This window comes from Paraburkholderia sp. RL17-337-BIB-A, from assembly GCF_046025895.1.
GTDB lineage: Bacteria > Pseudomonadota > Gammaproteobacteria > Burkholderiales > Burkholderiaceae > Paraburkholderia > Paraburkholderia fungorum_C.
This window is the reverse complement of record NZ_JARESY010000001.1, coordinates 4,033,627-4,052,550: the sequence shown is the minus strand read 5'-3', so window position 1 is coordinate 4,052,550 and position 18,924 is coordinate 4,033,627. Positions and strand designations below refer to the sequence as shown.

The window sequence follows — 18,924 nt, the reverse complement described above, 5'->3', positions numbered from 1 at the left end:
ATAGAGGATCTTTCATGAAAAAGTTGACTACCGTTTTCGGCGCACCTGTCGTCGACAACCAGAACATCAAGACCGCCGGTCCGCGTGGTCCGGCATTGCTCGAAGACGTATGGTTTCTGGAGAAACTGGCCCACTTCGATCGTGAAGTGATCCCTGAACGTCGCATGCACGCGAAAGGTTCTGGCGCATTCGGCACTTTCACGGTCACGAACGACATCACCCAATACACGCGCGCCGCTCTCTTTTCCGAGGTCGGCAAAAAGACCGAGATGTTCGCGCGCTTTTCGACCGTGGCGGGCGAGCGCGGCGCGGCGGACGCCGAGCGGGACATTCGCGGTTTCGCGTTGAAGTTCTATACCGAGGAAGGCAACTGGGATCTGGTGGGCAACAACACGCCGGTGTTCTTCCTGCGTGATCCACTCAAGTTCCCGGACCTGAACCACGCGATCAAGCGCGATCCGCGCACGGGCTTGCGCAGCGCGGAGAGCAACTGGGATTTCTGGACACAGCTGCCGGAAGCGTTGCATCAAATCACAATCGTCATGAGCGATCGTGGTATTCCGAAGACGTTCCGCCATATGCACGGGTTCGGCAGCCACACGTTCAGCTTCATCAATGCCGCACATGAACGCTTCTGGGTGAAATTCCATTTCCGCTCGCAACAGGGCATCGAAAACCTGACGGACGCAGAAGCGGAAGCGCTCGTCGGCCGTGATCGCGAGACGCATCATCGCGACCTGTACGAAGCGATTGAACGCCAGGAGTTTCCGCGCTGGACCCTGTATGTGCAGGTCATGCCGGAGAGGGAGGCGGGCAGCTATCCGATCAATCCGTTCGATCTGACGAAAGTCTGGCCGAAGCGCGACTACCCGTTGATCGAAGTCGGCGTCATGGAACTGAACCGCAACGCAGACAATCATTTCGCCGACGTCGAGCAGGCCGCTTTTGCCCCCGCCAACGTGGTGCCAGGCATCAGTTTCTCGCCCGACAAGATGTTGCAAGGCCGGTTGTTCTCATATGGAGATGCGCAACGCTACCGCCTGAGCGTCAACTACCACCAGATTCCGGTGAATGCGCCGCGTGGTGCGAAGTACGTGCATAGCTACCATCGAGACGGTCTGATGCGCGTCAATGCCAATGCAGGCGGCGCCACGCCCTATGAGCCGAATACGCGGGGCGAGTGGCAGGAGCAACCTGACTTCCGCGAACCACCGCTGTCGATTGATGGCTCGGCGGATCACTGGAACCACCGTGTCGACGACGACTATTATTCGCAACCAGGGGCGTTGTTCCGCCAGATGACGGCAGCGCAGCAGCAGACGCTGTTCGAAAACACGGCGCGAGCGCTGAACGGCGTGTCGAAGCCGGTCCAGCAATTGCATATCGAACACTGCACGATGGCGGATCCGGCATACGGCGCGGGTGTGGCGCAGGCAATCGCTGCGCTAGAAGAAGCGTCGGCATAGTTGTTCTGCCTTTGCAGGGAGACGGGAGGCATCATCTGCAGCGCTACGCCCCAATCTTTCTGGAATTACAGGTTAGAACCGTTCTGACGCTGGCGTTAGACGTGTCAATGCAAAAAACCCCGCTTTCGAGCGGGGTTTTTTATTGGCCACGGGCGAGTCGCCCGCCTGGTTGACGGCGCGAGGCGAGGCCGTTCACGCCGCGCTTCCTTCGATATTTTGCCTATTGGTACGCTACCGGACAGCGTTCTGCTGCCACCGAGGGTAGACCTTCCAGCATGGTCTGGCGTGCCTCGGCACCAGGTTGCGACGGATTGCGGCCCAGCTTCCACAAACCTGCCTTGACAAAACCGACCGCGATGGTCGCGATCGCGAAGACCACGAGACCACGCGCACATCGGATCGGAATGCGTGTCGAGGCTCGGCGAGATTTGTTCGATTTATCCTTGTTGTGTAGCAGGCGTCGCAATGGCGCGGCGGTATCGGCCTGACGGAGCCCGACTGCGGCACGGATTTGCAGGCGATTCGCACCACCGCCAAACGTGTCGGCGACGTGGGCCGCGCGGTCGGCCCATATTTTTTCGGCGAAGGCGATAGTCACTTTTTCGAAGCGTTCAATCGCAACAGGTCCAGCTTGACGCTCGATCTGAAGAAGCCCGAAGCGCGTGCTGTCCTGCTGGACCTCGTCAAGAAGAGCGACGCCGTGTTCAACAATCTGCGCGGTGATCTGCCGGTGAAGCCGGGCGTCACGTACGACCAGCTGTGTGAGGCGAATCCGAAGAGACTGTTGGCCGAAGGTATTCGCCGAACGCCAGGCAGCGTCGAGCCGATCTGCCACACCGAGGTGTACATCCACCCGGCGTTCCGATCGCTGACGGGGCTAAGCGGCCGGTCTCACGTGCCGATCTACACGCTGATCGAAAGACAGTTCGGCGAGCAGATCACTGAAGTGCAGCAGGAAATCCGCGCGATCGCGATGCCGGCGAAGCTCGCGCAACGTTTGAACGCAAAGGCGCGTTCGCCGGCGCTGTGGTTGTGCCGCCATTATCTGAACCGTCGTGGGCAACTGGTGGAACTGACGATCAGCGTGCATCCGGCGGATCGCTACAGTTATTCCGAAACGTTTCAACTCGACTGGCACGCGAACTAGGCAGGACCTGGCAGCGTGCTTCTGAAGGAGAGCAACATGGACGCACGCAGCTACCTGTTCGTTCCGGGCGACCGGCCCGAGCGCTTTATGAAGGCGCTCGACTCGGGCGCCGACGCGGTGGTGATCGATCTGGAAGACGCGGTCGCGCCGGCTGCCAAGGAACATGCGCGTGAGGGCTTGCAGCGTTGGCTCATGACGGCGGACCGTTCGCGTCTGCTTGTTCGCGTGAACGCGGTGGGCACGCCGTGGCATGCCGAAGACGTGAGGATGGTTAGCCGCTCTGGCGCTTCGGTCGTGATGCTGCCGAAATCGGATAGCGCACAGCAACTTGCCGACGTTGCTGCACGGTTGCCGTCGCAGGTAAAAATCGTGGCGCTGATCGAGACCGTCGCGGGTGTGGTGGCGATGCGCGAGATTGCCGCCGTGCCATCGGTGGCGCGGCTTGCATTTGGGACGGTCGATTTTTGCGGCGACGCCGGAATTGAAGGGCTGGGCGTTGAGCTGGATTACGTGCGCTCGCAAATGGTGATCGAATCGCGGTATGCCGGCCTGGCTGCGCCAGTCGACGGCGTGACGTTGGAGTTCGACAATCCCGAGCGGTTGACGGAGCAGGTTGCTACCGCGCGGCGCTTTGGGTTCACCGGAAAGCTTTGTATTCACCCTAAGCAGGTGGACGCGGTGAATCGCGGGTTCGCGCCAAGCGACGAAGAGCGCCGTTGGGCGGCGCGAGTGTTGACCGCTTGCAACGAGCATCCCGAAGGGGCATTTGCAGTGGATGGCAAACTGGTCGATAAGCCGATCGTCGATCGCGCCAGGAGAATTTTTGAGTTTGATGCCAGGCAGAACGTAGGCTTCACCGCCTGAGATGCTCCAGCGCATCTCGCATCGGCGAACTGGAAACGACGATTGGCCCGGAAAACGGCGTATCCAGATCGACGATCACATAAATGGCGGAAGCAATCGACACTGCTCCGAGAGAGATCGTCACCCACGCCAACGCATTGCGCGGTGCGATCAACCCGAAGCTGAGAAAAATCACGCACAACCAGAATGTCAGCGTCATCAGAAAAGGCATGGAAATCGAACTGTGCGCTTCCTCGATGATCTTCCATCGAGCATCCACAGTTCGCCGGTATTGCTTCAACGCGTCATCGAGCGTGCGCTGTTGTAACGGATCATGCGTCTGCAATTGCCGCAACTGATTTCCCACCGCAGTCAGCATGTCGCCGAGCCGCACGCTCTCCAACCGCTGCGAGTTATCCTGCGACCCGATGTTTCTCGGGTAGTCCCCGGCCGGAGCCGGCTCGGTGGGCCATGTCGATGCAATCGCCGCCGCGGTGTACTCGGCCAGCAGGTGCCGAGCCTCGTCCGTACTGCCGCCGTATTCCCGCAAAGTCGTGTCGAACTCGATCAGGTCGGCCGCAAAGCTGCGCAAATCATTCGACTCGGTATCGAAGCCGGCTTTCGCGGACGCCGTCATCAACCCAAGCACCAAAGCGGCAAACGTCACCAGCATGCCGATAACCAATTGAATGAGTTGTACGGTCTCGTGAGCCTTATGCTCCTCAGGCAGCAGCGGTCGCACCCACACGCCCAGACCGGCGCTAATAAGCAATAAAGCGAAAACCAGCAGAGCCGAGCCTATTTCCGACATGGAGATGCTCCGTAGACGTGTGCCTCGTCACTTTCTACTGACCGCCGGCCGCCGACCACCCGGGTAGTCCCGCAAAAACGCTTGCATGGTTGGCCGCCGGCTGCCGCTCGTATGTTGAGGTATCGCAAACGTATGCGCTATCAACCATAAAGTTTTCTTTAATCCCGCCGTAGACCATTTGTGCGGCATGCGCTTAATTTTAAATAAACAAAGGTTGCGAACCTGGTCGTATGGGCTTGGGCGCAGCACGCGTGGCCGAGGCTAATTTTCTGAATATTCGGTCAGGCAGCCCAATGGAGACAAGCCCGATGCTGAAAAATCTGTCGATTCGAACCTGCCTTACCTTGATGATTGCGTTCTTCGGTGTGGTGCTGCTGTTCGGCGCCGCCGCCGGGCTGCTGTCGTTGCGCGCGAGCAACGCGTCGCTGCAGCAGATGTACACCGTTGATACGCCCGCAGTCGCCGACCTTGAAGGCAGCGCCGGACAGCTGCTGCGCTTGCGGCTGGCGCTGGCGACCTACGCATCGTTGGTCGACCTGAATGATCAGGATGGCGCGAACGCGGTGCTTAAGCGCCTGGATCAATACCAGAAAATATCGAACGATCGGCTTGCCCACTATGTGAGCCGCGCGGGCGCGGATGCCGATGAACAGCGCCTGATCAAGGACATGCAGGACAAGCGCGACAATTTCCTGCACGAGGGCGTTGAGCCGGCGCTGGCCGCGCTTAAATCCGGCGACAAGACCGCATTTGAACAGTTGCAGGCGCACAAGCTGCCGTCGCTTTATAGCGCGTACGAAAAGGCGATGCTCACGCTCGAGAAATTGCAACTCGATCATGGGCAACAGCGGTATCAGGATGCGCAGGACCTGTTCTACGCGATCTGCGTTGCGGTGGCGGTCGGCATGGGGGTGTCGCTGCTGGGGGCGTTGGTCGGGCGGGCGGTGATGGTGCGTGCGATTGTTACGCCGGTTGATGCCACCATCGCGCAGTTTCAACGGATTGCCAACGGTGATCTGACTAGCCAGATCGATGTGACGAGCAATAACGAAATGGGTCGTCTCGCGGCGGCGTTGCGCAAGATGCAGGATTCGTTGATTGAGACGGTGAATGCGGTGCGGCATGGCACGGAGTCGATTGATACTGGTGTGAGCGAGATTGCGGCGGGTAATAGCGATCTGTCGCAGCGTACTGAGGAGCAGGCTGCTTCGCTTGAGGAAACGGCGGCTAGCATCGAAGAGCTGACCTCGACGGTCAAGCAGACTGCCGACAATGCGAAGCAGGCGAGTTCGCTGGCACAGGGGGCGTCGAGCCTGGCGGCGCAGGGTGGCGAGCTGACCGAACAGGTGGTGGGTACGATGCATGGGATCGTCGACGACTCGCGGCGGATTGCCGATATTGTCGGCGTGATCGAAGGGATTGCTTTTCAGACCAATATTCTGGCGCTGAATGCGGCGGTCGAGGCGGCGCGCGCGGGCGAGCAGGGGCGTGGGTTTGCTGTGGTGGCTAGCGAAGTGCGGTCGTTGGCACAGCGAAGCGCTGCGGCGGCCAAGGAGATTAAAGGGTTGATCGATGCGTCGACGGCGCGGGTGCAGGCGGGTTCGCAGTTGGTCGAACGGTCGGGGTCGACGATGACCGAGATTGTGGAGGCGATTTCTCGGGTGAGTTCGATTATGGGGGAGATCGCGGCTGCGGCGATTGAGCAGAGTACGGGGATTGATCAGGTGAATCTTGCTGTGGCGCAGATGGATGAGGTGACTCAGCAGAATGCTGCTCTGGTGGAGGAGGCCGCTGCCGCGGCTAGTTCGCTGGAGGATCAGGCTAGGAGGTTGACTACTGCTGTGGCGGTGTTTCAGACGGGAAGTGGGGGTGGGTTTGCCGGGCGGCGTGGAGGTTTTATGGCCGCGCCGGGGAAGGTTGAGGTGGGTGGGTTTGTGGCGGTTTGATGCTGGTTTTTTGCCCGTGCGGCGCGGGTTTGTCTGTGCTTCTAGGGTGTTGGCCTTTCCTTGATCTGGCTTTTTGGCCTTTCCTTGATTTGTTATTGGTTTATTAGCGTCGCCCCTGTGCGGGGCAGGCACTTACTTCTCTTTGCCGCCGCAAAGAGAAGTAAGCAAGAGAAAGCGGCTCAAACCGCTAATTCTTAAGCGGGTCCCCCGCACAGCCGCGGTAGTGGTGCATCTGGAATCCGTGTTCCCGCACATTCGGCGTGAGTGACACAGCAGTCATACTTCCGGCGGCGCTGCGCGCGCCGTAGCGGTACTTCTCAACGCCGTCGCACTTTCCGCTCGCTCGAACGATAGACGCCCCCCAAATGCTTTGCAAAGCTATCGCGCCAAACGCCAAACGCCAAACGCCAAACGCCAAACGCCAAACGCTACACGTGCGAAATGCGAAATGCGAAATGCGAAATGCGAAATGCGAAATGCGAAATGCGAAATGCGAGATGCGAGATGGGGTGTACTGTCAACAGAAGACACTCTTTTCTTAAGCCGCCTGTTGTTGTTTGCTGAACGCTTCGGCAAACAACGCTGGCGGAACATTGCCTAGGCGTGAGTGGCGCCGTTGGCGGTTATAAAAGCTTTCGATGTACTCCTGAATTGCCGCCTTCGCGTCGGCGCGCGTGGCGTAGCGATGGTGATGTATCAGTTCGTTTTTCAGACTGCCCCAGAAGCTTTCCATCGGAGCATTGTCAAAGCAATTGCCCTTACGCGACATTGAGGCCTGCATGCCGAATTGTTCAACCAGCTTCCGATAGTCATGAGCACAGTATTGACTCCCACGGTCCGAATGATGAATCAAGCCTTTCTCGGGGCGTTTGTTGCGCACAGCACGCCACAGAGCTTGCGCCGTGAGTCCTTGTGTCATGCGCTCACCCATGGCGTATCCAACCAACTCACAGGTGAAGACGTCCTTAATACCGGCGACGTAGAGCCATCCCTCGTCGGTGGCACAATAGGTGATGTCTGTCACCCAGGCTTCGTTTGGCCGCGTTGGCGCGAACGTCTGGTTCAGCAGATTGTCGGCGACAGGCAAGTTGTGATTCGAATTCGTCGTGGCTTTGAATTTGCGCTTCTGCTTACACCGCAGATTGAGCTCTCGGCGCAGGCGAGCGATGCGGTCGCGGCCGGCTATAAAGCCTTGTGCCTCAAGCTCAGGCTTCACGCGTCGCGTGCCATAGGTCTCGCGGCTCTGCTTGTGCACAGCCTTGATGGCGACTTTCAGGCGTTCATCAACCTGCGCACGTGGAGACAGCTTACCTTTAGACCAGGCATAGAAGCCGCTGCGCGAAACCTCAAAGGCACGGCACAGGACAGCAATTGGATAATCGAGTCGCATCGTATTCATGACCGCGTATTTGGCAGCGACTCCTGCGCAAAATACGCTGCCGCTTTTTTTACGATATCTCGCTCCATCTTGGTCTCCGCCAGTTCCCTACGTAGTCTGGCTACCTCGGCTTCTAATTCGGCAACCGTACGACTGCCTGGCGCCGTCACGGCGCCATTGCCACGCTTGGCTGCTTTGACCCACGTGGCCAAAGTCCCCATCGGAATGGCAATTCGCTTCGCCGCTTCATCCAGCGTCAGGCCCTGTGCAAGCACAAGCTTTACAGCTTCTTCACGAAGCTCTGGTGTGTATGTTCTTGGTTTCGTCATCTGTGCTCCCATTGATAAAGTTTATCAAAAAGGAGTGTCTTAAAAAGTCAGGCTACCTCAAGATGCGAGATGCGAGATGCGAGATGCGAGATGCGAGATGCGAGATGCGAGATGCGAGATGCGAGATGCGAGATGCGAGATGCGAGATGCGAGATGCGAGATGCGAGATGCGAGATGCGAGATGCGCTGAAGTTTGTCGTGTCTTTGCTCATGACGTAGTAATGGGTTGAGAGTGTGTACGTCGGGCCAAATGTAAAGATTAGTTATAATTCGCGCGTTTAGCCTGATTGGTTGATCGTCCCAAAAAATAGATGGTTTAAATTGTTCCTGCCGTTAGACAAAACGGCGCGGGTTTGACAGCCCGTAGTGATGTACCGCACTGCCCGCGAAAGTGGGTAGTGCTCACCTATGCATGCCTCTTCTATGGGCGGGTCGTAGTGAGGGAGCCGCGAGGCTCGCCGGTTTGGTACATCACCCGGTCTGTCAACCTTGCTACGTGCCCGCTCACCCCATTTAGCGAGTGTCGGGCGATTCAGGAACCAACCGGAAATCGCACCATGAGCCAATCCACCAAGAAACCCCAGGCATCCTCACGCGCACCCGTCGATGCGCTCCAGTACGAGAAACTCGCGCTTTCAGCTTTCGATTTGTGCAACCGTCAGTTGGATCAACTTAAGAGACTGGTCACGCTTGCGGCCTCAATACGCAGGGCGCCTTGCATGACAAGGGACGAACGGCAAAGCCAACAGGCGCTGCTGGAACTGCTCGTCGAAACCGGCGAGGCATACGAGCGCGAGATTGAATGCGACCGCGAACTGTACCAGGTGATCGCGCTCGATGCGAAGGATGTGCCTCATAGCCGAATCACCGCGAAGCGTGCTGCGAGTCTTTTGTCCGAGGCGGTACAGGGTAAAGTAGGCACCGCGGAGCCTGCGGATATCGAACGGTCCAAGCCGGTGCTTTCAAACATTGCATCGCGAGCAGAAGTGAGTGCGCAAGCCGCAGCCGTTGCACACTAACCACCACTAGCAATTCCAAGTCGGAGCGGTCTTGATTCAACGAATGAGGCACGGTTACGCGTGCCTCTTCGTACGCTGACTATACGGTGTCGCGACGGCTAACGAAGTGAACGCAGCGAACTCTCATATTCGTCGGCGTCCATCATGACGAAAGAAAAGTAGGTGTTGGCTCCTTTCTCCGCAAGCATTTCCTGCATGAGTTTCAGTGCGTCTCTATTACACGTACGCCGAAAGTCGTCCCAAGGTTTCCGGACCCTTGGCGAATAGTCCATGATTCCATCGAGATGAGGATATGTCGCTCCCGGAATGATGGTAAAGGTATCAAAGCCATATAGTGCAACGTCAGCGTTTTCGCAGTCGGCGGGGATGCCCAGCGCGGCCTTGCCCTCAACATAGATCTCCGTGCCGGGCTCGCCGATCGACGCCGAACGATACTTTTCAAAAATTTTGTCCTGGATAGTCATGGTGGCCTCAAAAGGGTGATTTCCAATTGGGATCGCTACGCTTCGATATTTGCACAATCGTTCCGTCGACGTCATTCCTGACAACATAGTGCCCGTCCTCACGTATGTACGCCGTAGCAGGATCGTCACGCCTTGTAACTCCACCATCATCATTGCGCCTTGTGTCACGTGCTGGTGCGGTTCTGTATGGATTCGCGATTGTTGATTCAATGTCTTCCTTTGTCCAACCGCGACCCTTCATCGTATCGAGTATCTTGTTCTCGTAAACCGTCGGGACCTTGTTTGCGGTGGGTTTGCACAGCTTCGTAACGGCATCAAGACCATTCCGTACTGCCCCAACGACGCCAATAATCCCGAACGGATCGTCGTTTTCCGGGGAGATAGCCCACGCCCAACCCAACGCGGGATTGAACATGCATTCGATACATATTGACACCAAGCCCGGCTCAGCCGACGCCCCGAGCATCGCACGAACCCATCCCAGCCGATTCGCCGGTGGGCCGGCCGGGTTGACGCCTTCCTCGAGATTGGCGATCCACTGACTAAGCTCATCGCCACTGAGCACATAAGGCGTACCTAGTGACGTCGATCCGCCCTCGTTCTGTTTGACCGTGCCGGTGCGCGACGCCACTCGGCCATCAGGCGAGTAAATATAGTTCACTGTCAGTACCCTATACAGGCCGCCGTTCAGCACCGTGGGATACTCGTTATAAATGAACTGCGTTACCCGCCCTCTCGCGTTATAGGTGACGATTGCTTCGCGGTTGTCACCCGCCAGATAGGTAGGGCGATGTGCTGCATCCCTGCTCATCGTGCCGAGTGTCCAGCTGGACACTCTGTCATTCGCAACGCGCAGATTACCTGTCTCGTCATATACGTAAAGCCAGTCTGCAGTTTTGCTCCCGTTGGAATATTCGAGAGCGGCCACGACACGATTTGAGTTGTTGTATCCGATACCTACGGTACGTTGATGTCCTGACGCCTTGGCATCGAACCCGCGCTGGCCAGTCGGATCGTCAGTGGCGAACTCGCTGAACCCGGTTATATTGCCTTTCACGTCGTAGACAAACGCACGCACTTTGCCGGGGGACGCGATCATCGATGGACTCAAACCCGTCGCATCGGCATATCGAACAGACGTGACGGTCGTACTGGATGCGTTGCGCACGACCAACCGAATGACGCGGCCTGCCGCGTCATAACTGAATTCGGTAGTACCGCCGGTCGAATTTGTATCGCTCAGCACGTTGCCCGACACGTCCCAGGACGTGCTGGTCGTGCGTGACGGGGAGTTCGTTTCGGTGGGGCGCAGCATGCCCGCCACAGAGGCAAACTTCACCGTTGTCGCACGCTGACTATCTGTGATCGTGGTCTGGCTGCTGCTGTACGCAAACTGCACGTTGCGCGTTGTATCCGGATGACTGACGGCATTCGCCCGCCCTTGCGCGTCGTAAGTCCATGTGGCGATGCGCGTACTGGTTTCGTCGATCTCACCGGTGATGGCGTTCTTGAACCGCGCATCTCCGTAGACGTACCGTCGAACATTGCCGTCAGGCCAGATAACGGAAACAAGATTGCTGTTGTCGTCGTAACCGTACTGCGTTATGCCGCCGACCGGATCGAGCAACCGTGAGACGCGACGCTTGCCGTCGTATTCCAGTCGTACAGTCAGGTCGCTGCTTACACTGGTTCCTGACGAGTGCTGAACAATGGCAGTCAGCAATCCACTGGCGTCATAGTTCAGCGTTCTAACGAATCCGCTCTTCGTGTTTTCTGAGAGCAGGACACCCTGCGACGAGTATGTTTCCGTTGTGCCGGTTGCTTGGTTAGTCAGGCTCCATCCCGAGCCGTCCTGTACCAGACTCAACCCGGCGTTTCCGCTCCCGTGCCACATTCCCGATGACCAGTTGAAGGTGACCGGTTCGCCGTTCTCGCGATACGCCAGAACTTTGGATGAACTACCGCTGCTCGCATTTGCTAGTCCAAGTTGACGCTGCCAGTTGTGAAACCAGGCAGGTCCCATTACTGCCGTTGAAGCGCCGAGTGATTTGGAACGGTAAGTGCGCGTGAAGCGCATGGGGCCATCGTCACCGCTGACGAAATCGCCCATCGTAAGCGTCACAGCTCCGTTGCCCGGATACACCGGATCAGCGACCGGACAACTTGACTCCGGCAATTCGACAGTTGGAATGGAACACCACTGGTCAATCAGGGCAAGGTCGTTAACGCACGCGTAATTGCCCATGCCACCAGGTGTATTGCTGGTTACGTCGAGACGGCAGGTCTTTGTGCCCGGCGTTGCACCGGACTTCGAGTAAAGCGTGAAACAGTCGTCTGCGTTGGCTCCGAACGCGATCATCAATAAAACGAACATGGCCAGTAGACGAATCAAGTTGTTCCTCGGCACATGAGAAGAACCATTTATTCTCATGCATCTCCCTTATTTGTAATGCGTCGTTGGAAATTCGTAATAACAAGACGACACTAAATCAATGGGGGGTGATAGCCGGAATAGGAGCTTTCTGAAAAGGGTGGTTCCTCTACACACCTTTACAAACTTGCTGAATCAATGGCCTCGGCGAAGCGAAGGCGCCGTGGTCTGCCGACAAAAAATATGGCCCGCCGATTGGCGAGCCGTGGAGCGCTACTCTTAATGCACCGTTCGCAAGAACGTAGCTTTTTCAGGCACGGTCTTGTACGCCGTAGCAAATCCTATTGTTCAAGGTGAGCGTGCGCATCACGATAGCTATCGCTGCTCATCTCACCGTATCCCCGCATAATACCTGGCAACACTATCAATCTCAGCCGGAGTCATCTGCCTCGCCACATTCCGCATCTGCTCATTGATATCGTTATGCCGGGCACCAGAAGCAAACGCCCGCATCTGCGCAGCGAGATAAATAGAAGACTGCCCACCAAGCCAAGGTGCGGCCCCCTTACGATCCAACTGTCCATGACAAGCCGCACAAGGCGCAATATTCCGCTGCGGATCACCCTGCATCGCAAGTTTCACAGCGTTAGCGTCCGGCCCCGCGCCAGTCGGCAAAACCTCAGCCGCCGGCGCCCTCGGCAGCGAAGCATAATAAGCCGCCAGATCATGCAGATCCTGATCACTACGAGCCGCAATGATCGGCTGCATGATCGCGTTCTGCCGCACGCCGTTCTGATAGTCGCGCAACTCTTTATAGACCACGTCGGCATACTGCCCGGCCAACGCAGGCGCTGTCACCTGCACCGTGCCCAGCACGCCATGACACATCGAACAATTCTGCGTCGCGATCGTCGCGCCACGGCCAATCGAATTCGCGTCGGCCTGCGCGCGCCGCAAAGGCGGCAAAACCACGACCTCACTCGGCGCCGGGCCAGCGATATTGGCACCGCCGCCGTACCAACTCGACGGCACGCCCGCGGCGCTGCAAATCGTCGCCCATAAACCACGCTCGCTGAACGAACTATTCGCCGATGGCAACCAGATGAACCCAATCAATATCGCCACAACAGCAATCGCAATCGTGCCGCCCAAGCTCACCGTGAACCACGGGTTGCGCAAGCTAAAGACGCGTTCCTGACTCATCGCTGCGCTCCGACGACAACTGCCGGCACCGACGTCTGCGGCAATCTGAGCAGCTGAACGATCGGCACACTGTAGTTGACGACCGTCAGCCCGATCATCAACGCCACCCACAAGCCAAAACTATTGAGCGCGGCGGGCACACGCTCCACCGGCTGCACCGCGCTCGCAAAGCGGAAACTCTGTTGCTGGACCTCAGGCCCGAACTGCGACTTCGCGAGGATGTAAATGAACAGCACGCCGGACACCACCAGAATCAATCCACCCACCGCCGACATGCCCACCCAGAACGCCTGCGATTCCATCCCTGGCGTGTTGTAGTCGTAATACGCCATACGGCGCGGCGCACCGAGCAAGCCGACGTAGTGCCACGGCAGCGTCACCACCATCATGCCGATGAACCACAGCCACAGTTGCGTCCGCACCAGCTTCACCGACGCAATCGCGCGGCCGGTCAATTGCGGCCACAGCTCGTACGCAATCGCGAAGTACATGATGACGATCGCCCCGCCGAAAATCAGATGGAAGTGCCCCGTCACCCACTGCGTATTGTGAATAGTCGAGTTCAACTGGTAGCTCATGTTGATCAGGCCGCCCGCACCGCCAAGACCGAGCATCACGAACGAAAACGCGATCACCAGCATCATCGGGTTCTGCCAGGGCAATGCAGTTAGCCACCCGAACGCGCCTTTGCCGCCCCGCAGCCTGCCTGCGATCTCCACCGACGCGCAAATCGTGAACACCGTCAGCAGCGTCGGCACCGACACCATGCCGGTGAACACCGCATGCAGGAACTTGAAGCCCGAACCGACCTGCGGATCGGCGAACAGATGGTGAATGCCGATCGGCATCGCGAACACGAGGAACAGAATGAACGACACGCGCGCCATCGAATCGCTATAGAGTCGTCCGCCGATCGCACGCGGCACCAACGTGTAGTACGCGATATAAGCCGGAATCAGCCAGAAGTAGACAATCGCATGCAGCGTCCACGAGAACAGAATGCGCGAGAGACCTGCGTCGATCGTGTTGGTCAGACCGAAGGCAACCGGCAAGATCTGGAACAGGATTTCGAGCGCCGCGCCGATCGCGGTCCACGCCCACAGATATGCGCCCGCCACGTTGGCGAACATCGCGAGCGGGATGGGCTTGCCGGGATTGGCGCGCTTCCACACACGCAGATTCACATGCATCAGCGCGACCCAGATCCACGAGCCGACCACCACCAGCACCACACCGAGGTAATAGAACGGGCTGCCGATCATCGGTGGATAGAACGTGTAGAGCACCGAGGCCTTGCCGAGCGCGACCGGAACCATCGCCATCACCGCGCCCACCGCCAGCATGATGAACGCGGCCCACGCCCATTTCAGACCGACGAGCCGCTGCGCGAGCGCAAGTTCGACGATCGCGTAGCCGAAGCCCATCGAAACCAGTGTGGGCAACACATAAGCCATCACCGAGCCATGCGCGGTCACGGATCGATAGTAGAGCTCGGGGTCGCCGACCCACGGCACCAATGGGCTACGCACCAACATCTGCCAGGCACCGAGCAGCAGTGCGATCAGAAACGCGATGAAGGCGAGCCAGAAATGCGCGAGAACGAGTCGCTTAGCGTGAAACACAGCTGAGTCTCCGTGATTGTCGGGCTTGCTCGAAGAACGTGGCTTTGTCGATGACCTTGACGTGAGCCCACATGGTCTGGTGACCGAAGCCGCAGAACTCGTGACACGGCATGGTGTGATCGGCGGGTTTGTCGAAGCGTGTGTTCAACGTCGCGACGTAGCCCGGCACGACCATCGTGTTGATGTTGGTGTCGGTCACGAGCAGGCCGTGCACGACATCGGCGCTGGTGGTGCGGATCGTGATCGGCGTGTCGGCGGGCACCAGCAGACATTGCGGCGTAAACGAATACTGCTGCGCAATGAAGCGCACGACCACCGAGCCATCCGGCTCCACGGCGCTGCCCAGATTGTCTTCGACAAATTCGCCGGACAGTTGCAGGCGCGAAGGATCGATTGTCTCGACGCGCGACGGCGGCATCATCGCCCAGTGCAGTCCCGAGAACACGATGACGGCGAGCATCAGCACGATCAGCGCTGTGGAGAAAATCGCCCAGCGGCGCTCGGCGCGTAAGGCGACTTGGTGGCCGCTGCCCGGTTGGTGATTGGAATCAGTCGACATAGTCAGTGGATGACGCCGCGCGGCAGAAAGACAAGAAAGTAGAAGCCGAACCAGATCGCCATGACGATCAGCGTGGCGACGCCGGCCACGGCGATCGCGCCATGCGGGCCGGCCGCGACGACGCGTTCCACTTCTTCATCCGTGGGCGGGGCCGCTCTGCGGGTATCGTTCGCTTCCATCTAGAGATTCTCCAGTGCAGCGGTTCAGGTTCAATGCAGTGGTGCTTTGCGCAACTCGTTGACCTCGCGGGACGTCACCGGTTGGCCGTGGTTGCCCCACGCAGTGCGGATATACGTGACGACGGCGGCGGCATCGGTATCGTTCAACTCTTGCCCGAAGGGCGGCATGCCGTACGGCTCGGGATTGCGCATGGTGCCGGGCGGGAAGCCGCCATTGAGCACGATGCGAATCGGGTTGACCGCGGAGTCCATTTCGATCGACTGGTTGCCGGCGAGCGGAGGGTAGTGCTGTAACTGGCCTTCGCCCTTGGCGCCGTGGCATAGCGCGCACTTGTCGGCGTAGATCTTTTCGCCGAGCGCGAACACGTTGGTGTTGGTCGGCGCGGACGGCCCCGACTTGCGGCCGCGATTGTCCGGCAGTGTCTTCAGATAGAGGGCCATCGCCTTGACGTCCGCTTCCGTCATGTATTGAAGGCTGTGGTAGGTGACTTCGGCCATCGGCCCGTACACGGCACCGCGATCGGAAATGCCCGCTTGCAGCAGGTCGACGATGTCCTTGATGCTCCAGTCGCCGAGACCGCCGTCCTTGTCGGACGTGAGCGACGGCGCGTACCAGTTCTGCACCGGAATCAGACCGCCGGCGAACTGCTCGCTTTGCGACGAGCCGCCGAGCATGTTGATCTTGGTGTGGCACATCGTGCAGTGCCCGAGTCCATCGACGAGATACGCGCCGCGATTCCATTCGACGGATTTGGTCGGGTCGGGCTGGAACTCGCCTTCGCGGAAATACAGGGTGCGCCAACCGTACAGCAGCTTGCGCTGGTTGAACGGGAAGCGCAGCGTGTGTTTGTGGTTCGGCTCGCGCACCGGTGTCACGGACTTCAGATACGCGAAGATCGCGTCCGAGTCTTCACGCGTGACTTTGGTGTACTGGGCGATCGGCATCGCGGGGTAGAGTAGGGTGCCGTCCGGCGTGCGGCCGGTGCGCATCATTTTGAAGAATGCGTCCTCGCTCCACGTGCCGATGCCGTATTGCGCATCCGGTGTGATGTTCGGCGAATATAGCGTGCCGAACGGCGTATCCATCGCGAGGCCGCCGGCGAACAGCTTGCCGCGCGGCGCGGTATGGCAGGCGACGCAGTCGCCGGCGCGCGCCAGATACTCGCCGCGCTTGACGATGTCGGGGCGGGTGTCGGCTTTGTCGCCAGTGGCCGCTGCGGTCTTTGTCGGCGCCGTTGTCGTGGCGGCAGGCACGGCTTCAGCGGCGCGTGCTTCCGTGATCAGCAACGCGCGCGATGCGCCGGGAACCGCGGCGCTGCCGGCGACGATCAGGCTCGCAACCAGCAAGCCGCAGACGAGCGATGCAGCGGTGCGACGGCGCTTCGTCATCGCATAAGAAACTGAACGGATCGGGCGAAGGGTCGGCTTCATTGCGGTTGGCTCCCGCATGCGAGAGGCAGCCGTTCAGCGGATGCCGGCGCGGGCCGCGGATCGGCGGGGCGCGGCTGGCGCGCGAGCCAGCTCGATACCGCGGTGATGTCCTTATCGGTTAGCTTGACGGCGATCGAATGCATGCAGTCCGGCGCAAGCGCGTGACGTGTGCCCGAGCGCCATGTGCCCATCTGCCCGGCGATGTAGCTCGCATGCAGACCGAGCAGGCCCGGAATGCCAGGTTGCGTACCCGTCATGCGCGCTCCGTGACATGCGATGCACGCGGGGATCTTGCGTGCCGGGTCGCCTTGGGTGACGAGCCGTTGTCCGGCTGCAAGCACCGCCGGCGCGACGTCGCTGTGATCGGCATTGGGGTAGGGCGGTTGCAGGTCGGCGAAGTACTGGCTGATCTTGCGCAGATAGTCGTCGGGGAGAAAGGCGAGCAGATAACCCATCGGCGGATAGGTGCGGCCACCGTCACGGAACGCGGTCAACTGATTGAACAGATAGTCGGCCGGTTTGCCGGCGATGCGGGGGAAGTAGTCGTTGTTCAGGCCTTGGCCTTGCACGCCATGACACGAGGTGCAGGCGCGCACGCGCTCGTCCATGGCCGAGGGCATCGCGCCCGATGCGTCAGTGGCGGCGAACGCCGCGCCACGCCACACGACGTAAAACATCAACAGGATCGAAAATCCGATAGTTCTACGATGCACGCCAGGCCTCGTCGGGGGAACGGTTCTTTTCGCTATTTATTTATCACGCATTCGCGCATGAATTCGCTTATGAATTCGATGAGCGATGCACGACACGCCTGTTACTTTTTCTTTTATAACGACTGCATGAACAGCAAATCGAAACGGACTTATTAAGGAGGCGCAGTGTTGAATCGATACGGCGACGCGATTGCTCTATAAAACAATGATCTGCCTGAATGCGCGGTGGGCGGCGCGTTTCGGGCTGCATTAATGATGGTGATACGTCTGTCTAATGAGTATCAGGTTGCAGGAATTTATCCCATGAGTCAATCAAAATTGGTAGGCCAAGCGGGCGCCTTACTCGATCAGCATAGGCGTCGATTAGAGCGCTTTCAATATTTATTCTGAATGTGGTTTAAGTGCTCGGCGGATCGGCGAATGCGATCGACGCGCCGCTCTCCGTTTCTATTGCGATTCGCGGCTCGCTGTGCGTACATCGACGCGCCGCACGCTAACTGAAAAGACGCATCAACGCGATGCGTGCGTTGCTGACGCGTTCGCTTTCGCCGGCCCGTCCCGGCAATAGATGAAACTCGACGGCAGGCAGTGCGGGCAAGCCGACGCTCGGCGGACAGGCCACCACGCCTCCGCCAATCGACGATTCGTTCAGACATGAAATCCCCAACCCGGCCTTCAATGCGAGTTGCAGCCCGGCTACCCCGGAGGCCGAATGCGATACTAGATACGGCACCTTGTGCTCGTCCAGAAGCTTCACGACGAAGCGCTGCAACTGGCAACTCGAAGGCAGTAAAACCAGCGGATAGGGCGTGGCCGGCCGCGGACTGGCATCGGCTGCACAGACCCACAGCAGTCTCTCGCGCCGCACCACCGTGCTCTGTGCACCGGCGCGGCGGCCAGGGGCGCGCGTGTTCCCGGTAACGAGTCGCAATGAGAGGCCGATGTCGTACGACGCATCGTCGCCGGCGCTGCTGTCGATCACGGCGCTTGGCAGCACGGTGACGTGCAGCTTCAGGCGCGGGTGTTGTTCCGAAAACGTCTTGAGAATGCGTGCGATGTCGAGCGGACGGTAGTAGTCCGTGATGGCGATACGCAGTTCACCGTCGAGCGAACGGCCTTGCAGGTCTTCGAACGCCGCTTCGCTCATGGCGATGATGCGCCGCGCGTGATCGAGCAGGCGGCCTACCGGCCGGCGTGGCCGACACGCCTTGCTTGCTGCGTACGAAGAGCGGCTGGCCGGCGCGTTCCTCGAGTTTCTTCAACTGCTCGCTCACCGACGACTGCGATAGAAACACCCGCTCCGCGCCCGCCGAGACGCTGCCCGATTCGGCGACGGCGACAAAGGTGCGCAACTGTGTCAGGTCGAATCCACGTTGGCTCATGATTCGGTATTTCCGATGGAAGTCATCTGAATTTCCGGCTTTTCCGATGGTTGGTCCAGCC

The 18,924-nt window shown here is 59.0% G+C and carries 15 protein-coding genes and 2 pseudogenes; 6 read left to right on the top strand and 11 right to left on the bottom strand.

Features of this window, described 5'->3' with window-relative positions:
* Positions 1-14: 14 nt before the first annotated feature.
* The 4 genes and pseudogenes from P0D84_RS18060 (at position 15) to P0D84_RS18045 (ending at position 3,477) form a co-directional block, all read left to right on the top strand.
* A complete protein-coding gene (locus P0D84_RS18060) occupies positions 15-1,466 on the top strand; it encodes a catalase (protein ID WP_408338551.1) in 1,452 nt (483 codons plus the stop codon).
* A 478-nt stretch (positions 1,467-1,944) separates the two neighbouring features.
* Positions 1,945-2,244 (top strand): annotated as a pseudogene (locus tag P0D84_RS18055) (CoA transferase); the annotation flags it as partial.
* Positions 2,245-2,250: 6 nt separating this feature from the next.
* A complete protein-coding gene (locus tag P0D84_RS18050) occupies positions 2,251-2,613 on the top strand; it encodes a UTRA domain-containing protein (RefSeq protein WP_408339884.1) in 363 nt (120 codons plus the stop codon).
* A gap of 36 nt (positions 2,614-2,649) precedes the next feature.
* Complete coding sequence (locus P0D84_RS18045) at positions 2,650-3,477, top strand: HpcH/HpaI aldolase/citrate lyase family protein (RefSeq protein WP_408338549.1); 828 nt, start codon at positions 2,650-2,652, stop codon at positions 3,475-3,477.
* On the opposite strand, the gene P0D84_RS18040 is transcribed toward P0D84_RS18045, so the two are convergent.
* Complete coding sequence (locus P0D84_RS18040) at positions 3,467-4,267, bottom strand: bestrophin-like domain (protein WP_408338547.1); 801 nt, start codon at positions 4,265-4,267, stop codon at positions 3,467-3,469. The two genes, P0D84_RS18045 and P0D84_RS18040, sit on opposite strands and share 11 nt — an antisense overlap.
* A 308-nt stretch (positions 4,268-4,575) precedes the next feature.
* On the opposite strand from P0D84_RS18040, the gene P0D84_RS18035 reads away from it, so the two are divergent.
* On the top strand, positions 4,576-6,213 hold the full coding sequence (locus P0D84_RS18035; protein WP_408338545.1) for a methyl-accepting chemotaxis protein: 1,638 nt from the start codon (positions 4,576-4,578) through the stop codon (positions 6,211-6,213).
* A 538-nt stretch (positions 6,214-6,751) separates the two neighbouring features.
* On the opposite strand, the gene P0D84_RS18030 is transcribed toward P0D84_RS18035, so the two are convergent.
* Positions 6,752-7,920 (bottom strand): IS3 family transposase gene (locus tag P0D84_RS18030; RefSeq protein ID WP_408338543.1). Its coding sequence is split into 2 segments (ribosomal slippage): positions 6,752-7,656 and positions 7,656-7,920, totalling 1,170 coding nucleotides; the frame shifts between segments, so codons are not numbered across the junction.
* 557 nt (positions 7,921-8,477) lie between these two features.
* Here P0D84_RS18030 and P0D84_RS18025 point away from each other — a divergent pair.
* Positions 8,478-8,939, top strand: a complete 462-nt coding sequence (locus P0D84_RS18025) for a hypothetical protein (RefSeq protein WP_408338541.1) — start codon at positions 8,478-8,480, stop codon at positions 8,937-8,939.
* 98 nt (positions 8,940-9,037) lie between these two features.
* On the opposite strand, the gene P0D84_RS18020 is transcribed toward P0D84_RS18025, so the two are convergent.
* The 9 genes and pseudogenes from P0D84_RS18020 to P0D84_RS17980 all read right to left on the bottom strand — a co-directional run bounded on the left by P0D84_RS18020 (position 9,038) and on the right by P0D84_RS17980 (position 18,863).
* Complete coding sequence (locus P0D84_RS18020) at positions 9,038-9,403, bottom strand: hypothetical protein (protein ID WP_408338539.1); 366 nt, start codon at positions 9,401-9,403, stop codon at positions 9,038-9,040.
* Positions 9,404-9,410: 7 nt separating this feature from the next.
* Positions 9,411-11,795, bottom strand: coding sequence for a colicin E5-related ribonuclease (locus tag P0D84_RS18015; RefSeq protein WP_408338537.1), 2,385 nt, complete (start codon positions 11,793-11,795; stop codon positions 9,411-9,413).
* A gap of 369 nt (positions 11,796-12,164) precedes the next feature.
* The gene (locus P0D84_RS18010; RefSeq protein WP_408338535.1) at positions 12,165-12,977 is read right to left on the bottom strand and encodes a c-type cytochrome; all 813 of its coding nucleotides are present in this window, start codon (positions 12,975-12,977) and stop codon (positions 12,165-12,167) included.
* The gene (locus P0D84_RS18005) at positions 12,974-14,599 is read right to left on the bottom strand and encodes a b(o/a)3-type cytochrome-c oxidase subunit 1 (protein ID WP_408338533.1); all 1,626 of its coding nucleotides are present in this window, start codon (positions 14,597-14,599) and stop codon (positions 12,974-12,976) included. The genes P0D84_RS18010 and P0D84_RS18005 overlap by 4 nt, the downstream gene beginning before the upstream one ends.
* Positions 14,586-15,158, bottom strand: coding sequence for a cupredoxin domain-containing protein (locus tag P0D84_RS18000; RefSeq protein WP_408338531.1), 573 nt, complete (start codon positions 15,156-15,158; stop codon positions 14,586-14,588). The genes P0D84_RS18005 and P0D84_RS18000 overlap by 14 nt, the downstream gene beginning before the upstream one ends.
* A 2-nt stretch (positions 15,159-15,160) precedes the next feature.
* Positions 15,161-15,337 (bottom strand): hypothetical protein, encoded by a 177-nt coding sequence (locus tag P0D84_RS17995; protein ID WP_408338529.1) that lies wholly within the window; start codon positions 15,335-15,337, stop codon positions 15,161-15,163.
* A 30-nt stretch (positions 15,338-15,367) separates the two neighbouring features.
* A complete protein-coding gene (locus P0D84_RS17990) occupies positions 15,368-16,768 on the bottom strand; it encodes a c-type cytochrome (RefSeq protein ID WP_408338527.1) in 1,401 nt (466 codons plus the stop codon).
* Positions 16,765-17,481, bottom strand: a complete 717-nt coding sequence (locus tag P0D84_RS17985; protein WP_408338525.1) for a c-type cytochrome — start codon at positions 17,479-17,481, stop codon at positions 16,765-16,767. The genes P0D84_RS17990 and P0D84_RS17985 overlap by 4 nt, the downstream gene beginning before the upstream one ends.
* A gap of 493 nt (positions 17,482-17,974) precedes the next feature.
* Positions 17,975-18,863 (bottom strand): annotated as a pseudogene (locus P0D84_RS17980) (LysR family transcriptional regulator).
* Positions 18,864-18,924 lie beyond the last annotated feature (61 nt).

Coding starts and splice junctions, on each gene's coding strand:
- P0D84_RS18060 (WP_408338551.1), top strand. CDS start 15: ATGAAAAAGTTGACTACCGTTTTCGGCGCACCTGTCGTCGACAACCAG.
- P0D84_RS18045 (WP_408338549.1), top strand. CDS start 2,650: ATGGACGCACGCAGCTACCTGTTCGTTCCGGGCGACCGGCCCGAGCGC.
- P0D84_RS17990 (WP_408338527.1), bottom strand. CDS start 16,768: ATGAAGCCGACCCTTCGCCCGATCCGTTCAGTTTCTTATGCGATGACG.
- P0D84_RS18035 (WP_408338545.1), top strand. CDS start 4,576: ATGCTGAAAAATCTGTCGATTCGAACCTGCCTTACCTTGATGATTGCG.
- P0D84_RS17995 (WP_408338529.1), bottom strand. CDS start 15,337: ATGGAAGCGAACGATACCCGCAGAGCGGCCCCGCCCACGGATGAAGAA.
- P0D84_RS18020 (WP_408338539.1), bottom strand. CDS start 9,403: ATGACTATCCAGGACAAAATTTTTGAAAAGTATCGTTCGGCGTCGATC.
- P0D84_RS18025 (WP_408338541.1), top strand. CDS start 8,478: ATGAGCCAATCCACCAAGAAACCCCAGGCATCCTCACGCGCACCCGTC.
- P0D84_RS18040 (WP_408338547.1), bottom strand. CDS start 4,267: ATGTCGGAAATAGGCTCGGCTCTGCTGGTTTTCGCTTTATTGCTTATT.
- P0D84_RS18000 (WP_408338531.1), bottom strand. CDS start 15,158: ATGTCGACTGATTCCAATCACCAACCGGGCAGCGGCCACCAAGTCGCC.
- P0D84_RS18010 (WP_408338535.1), bottom strand. CDS start 12,977: ATGAGTCAGGAACGCGTCTTTAGCTTGCGCAACCCGTGGTTCACGGTG.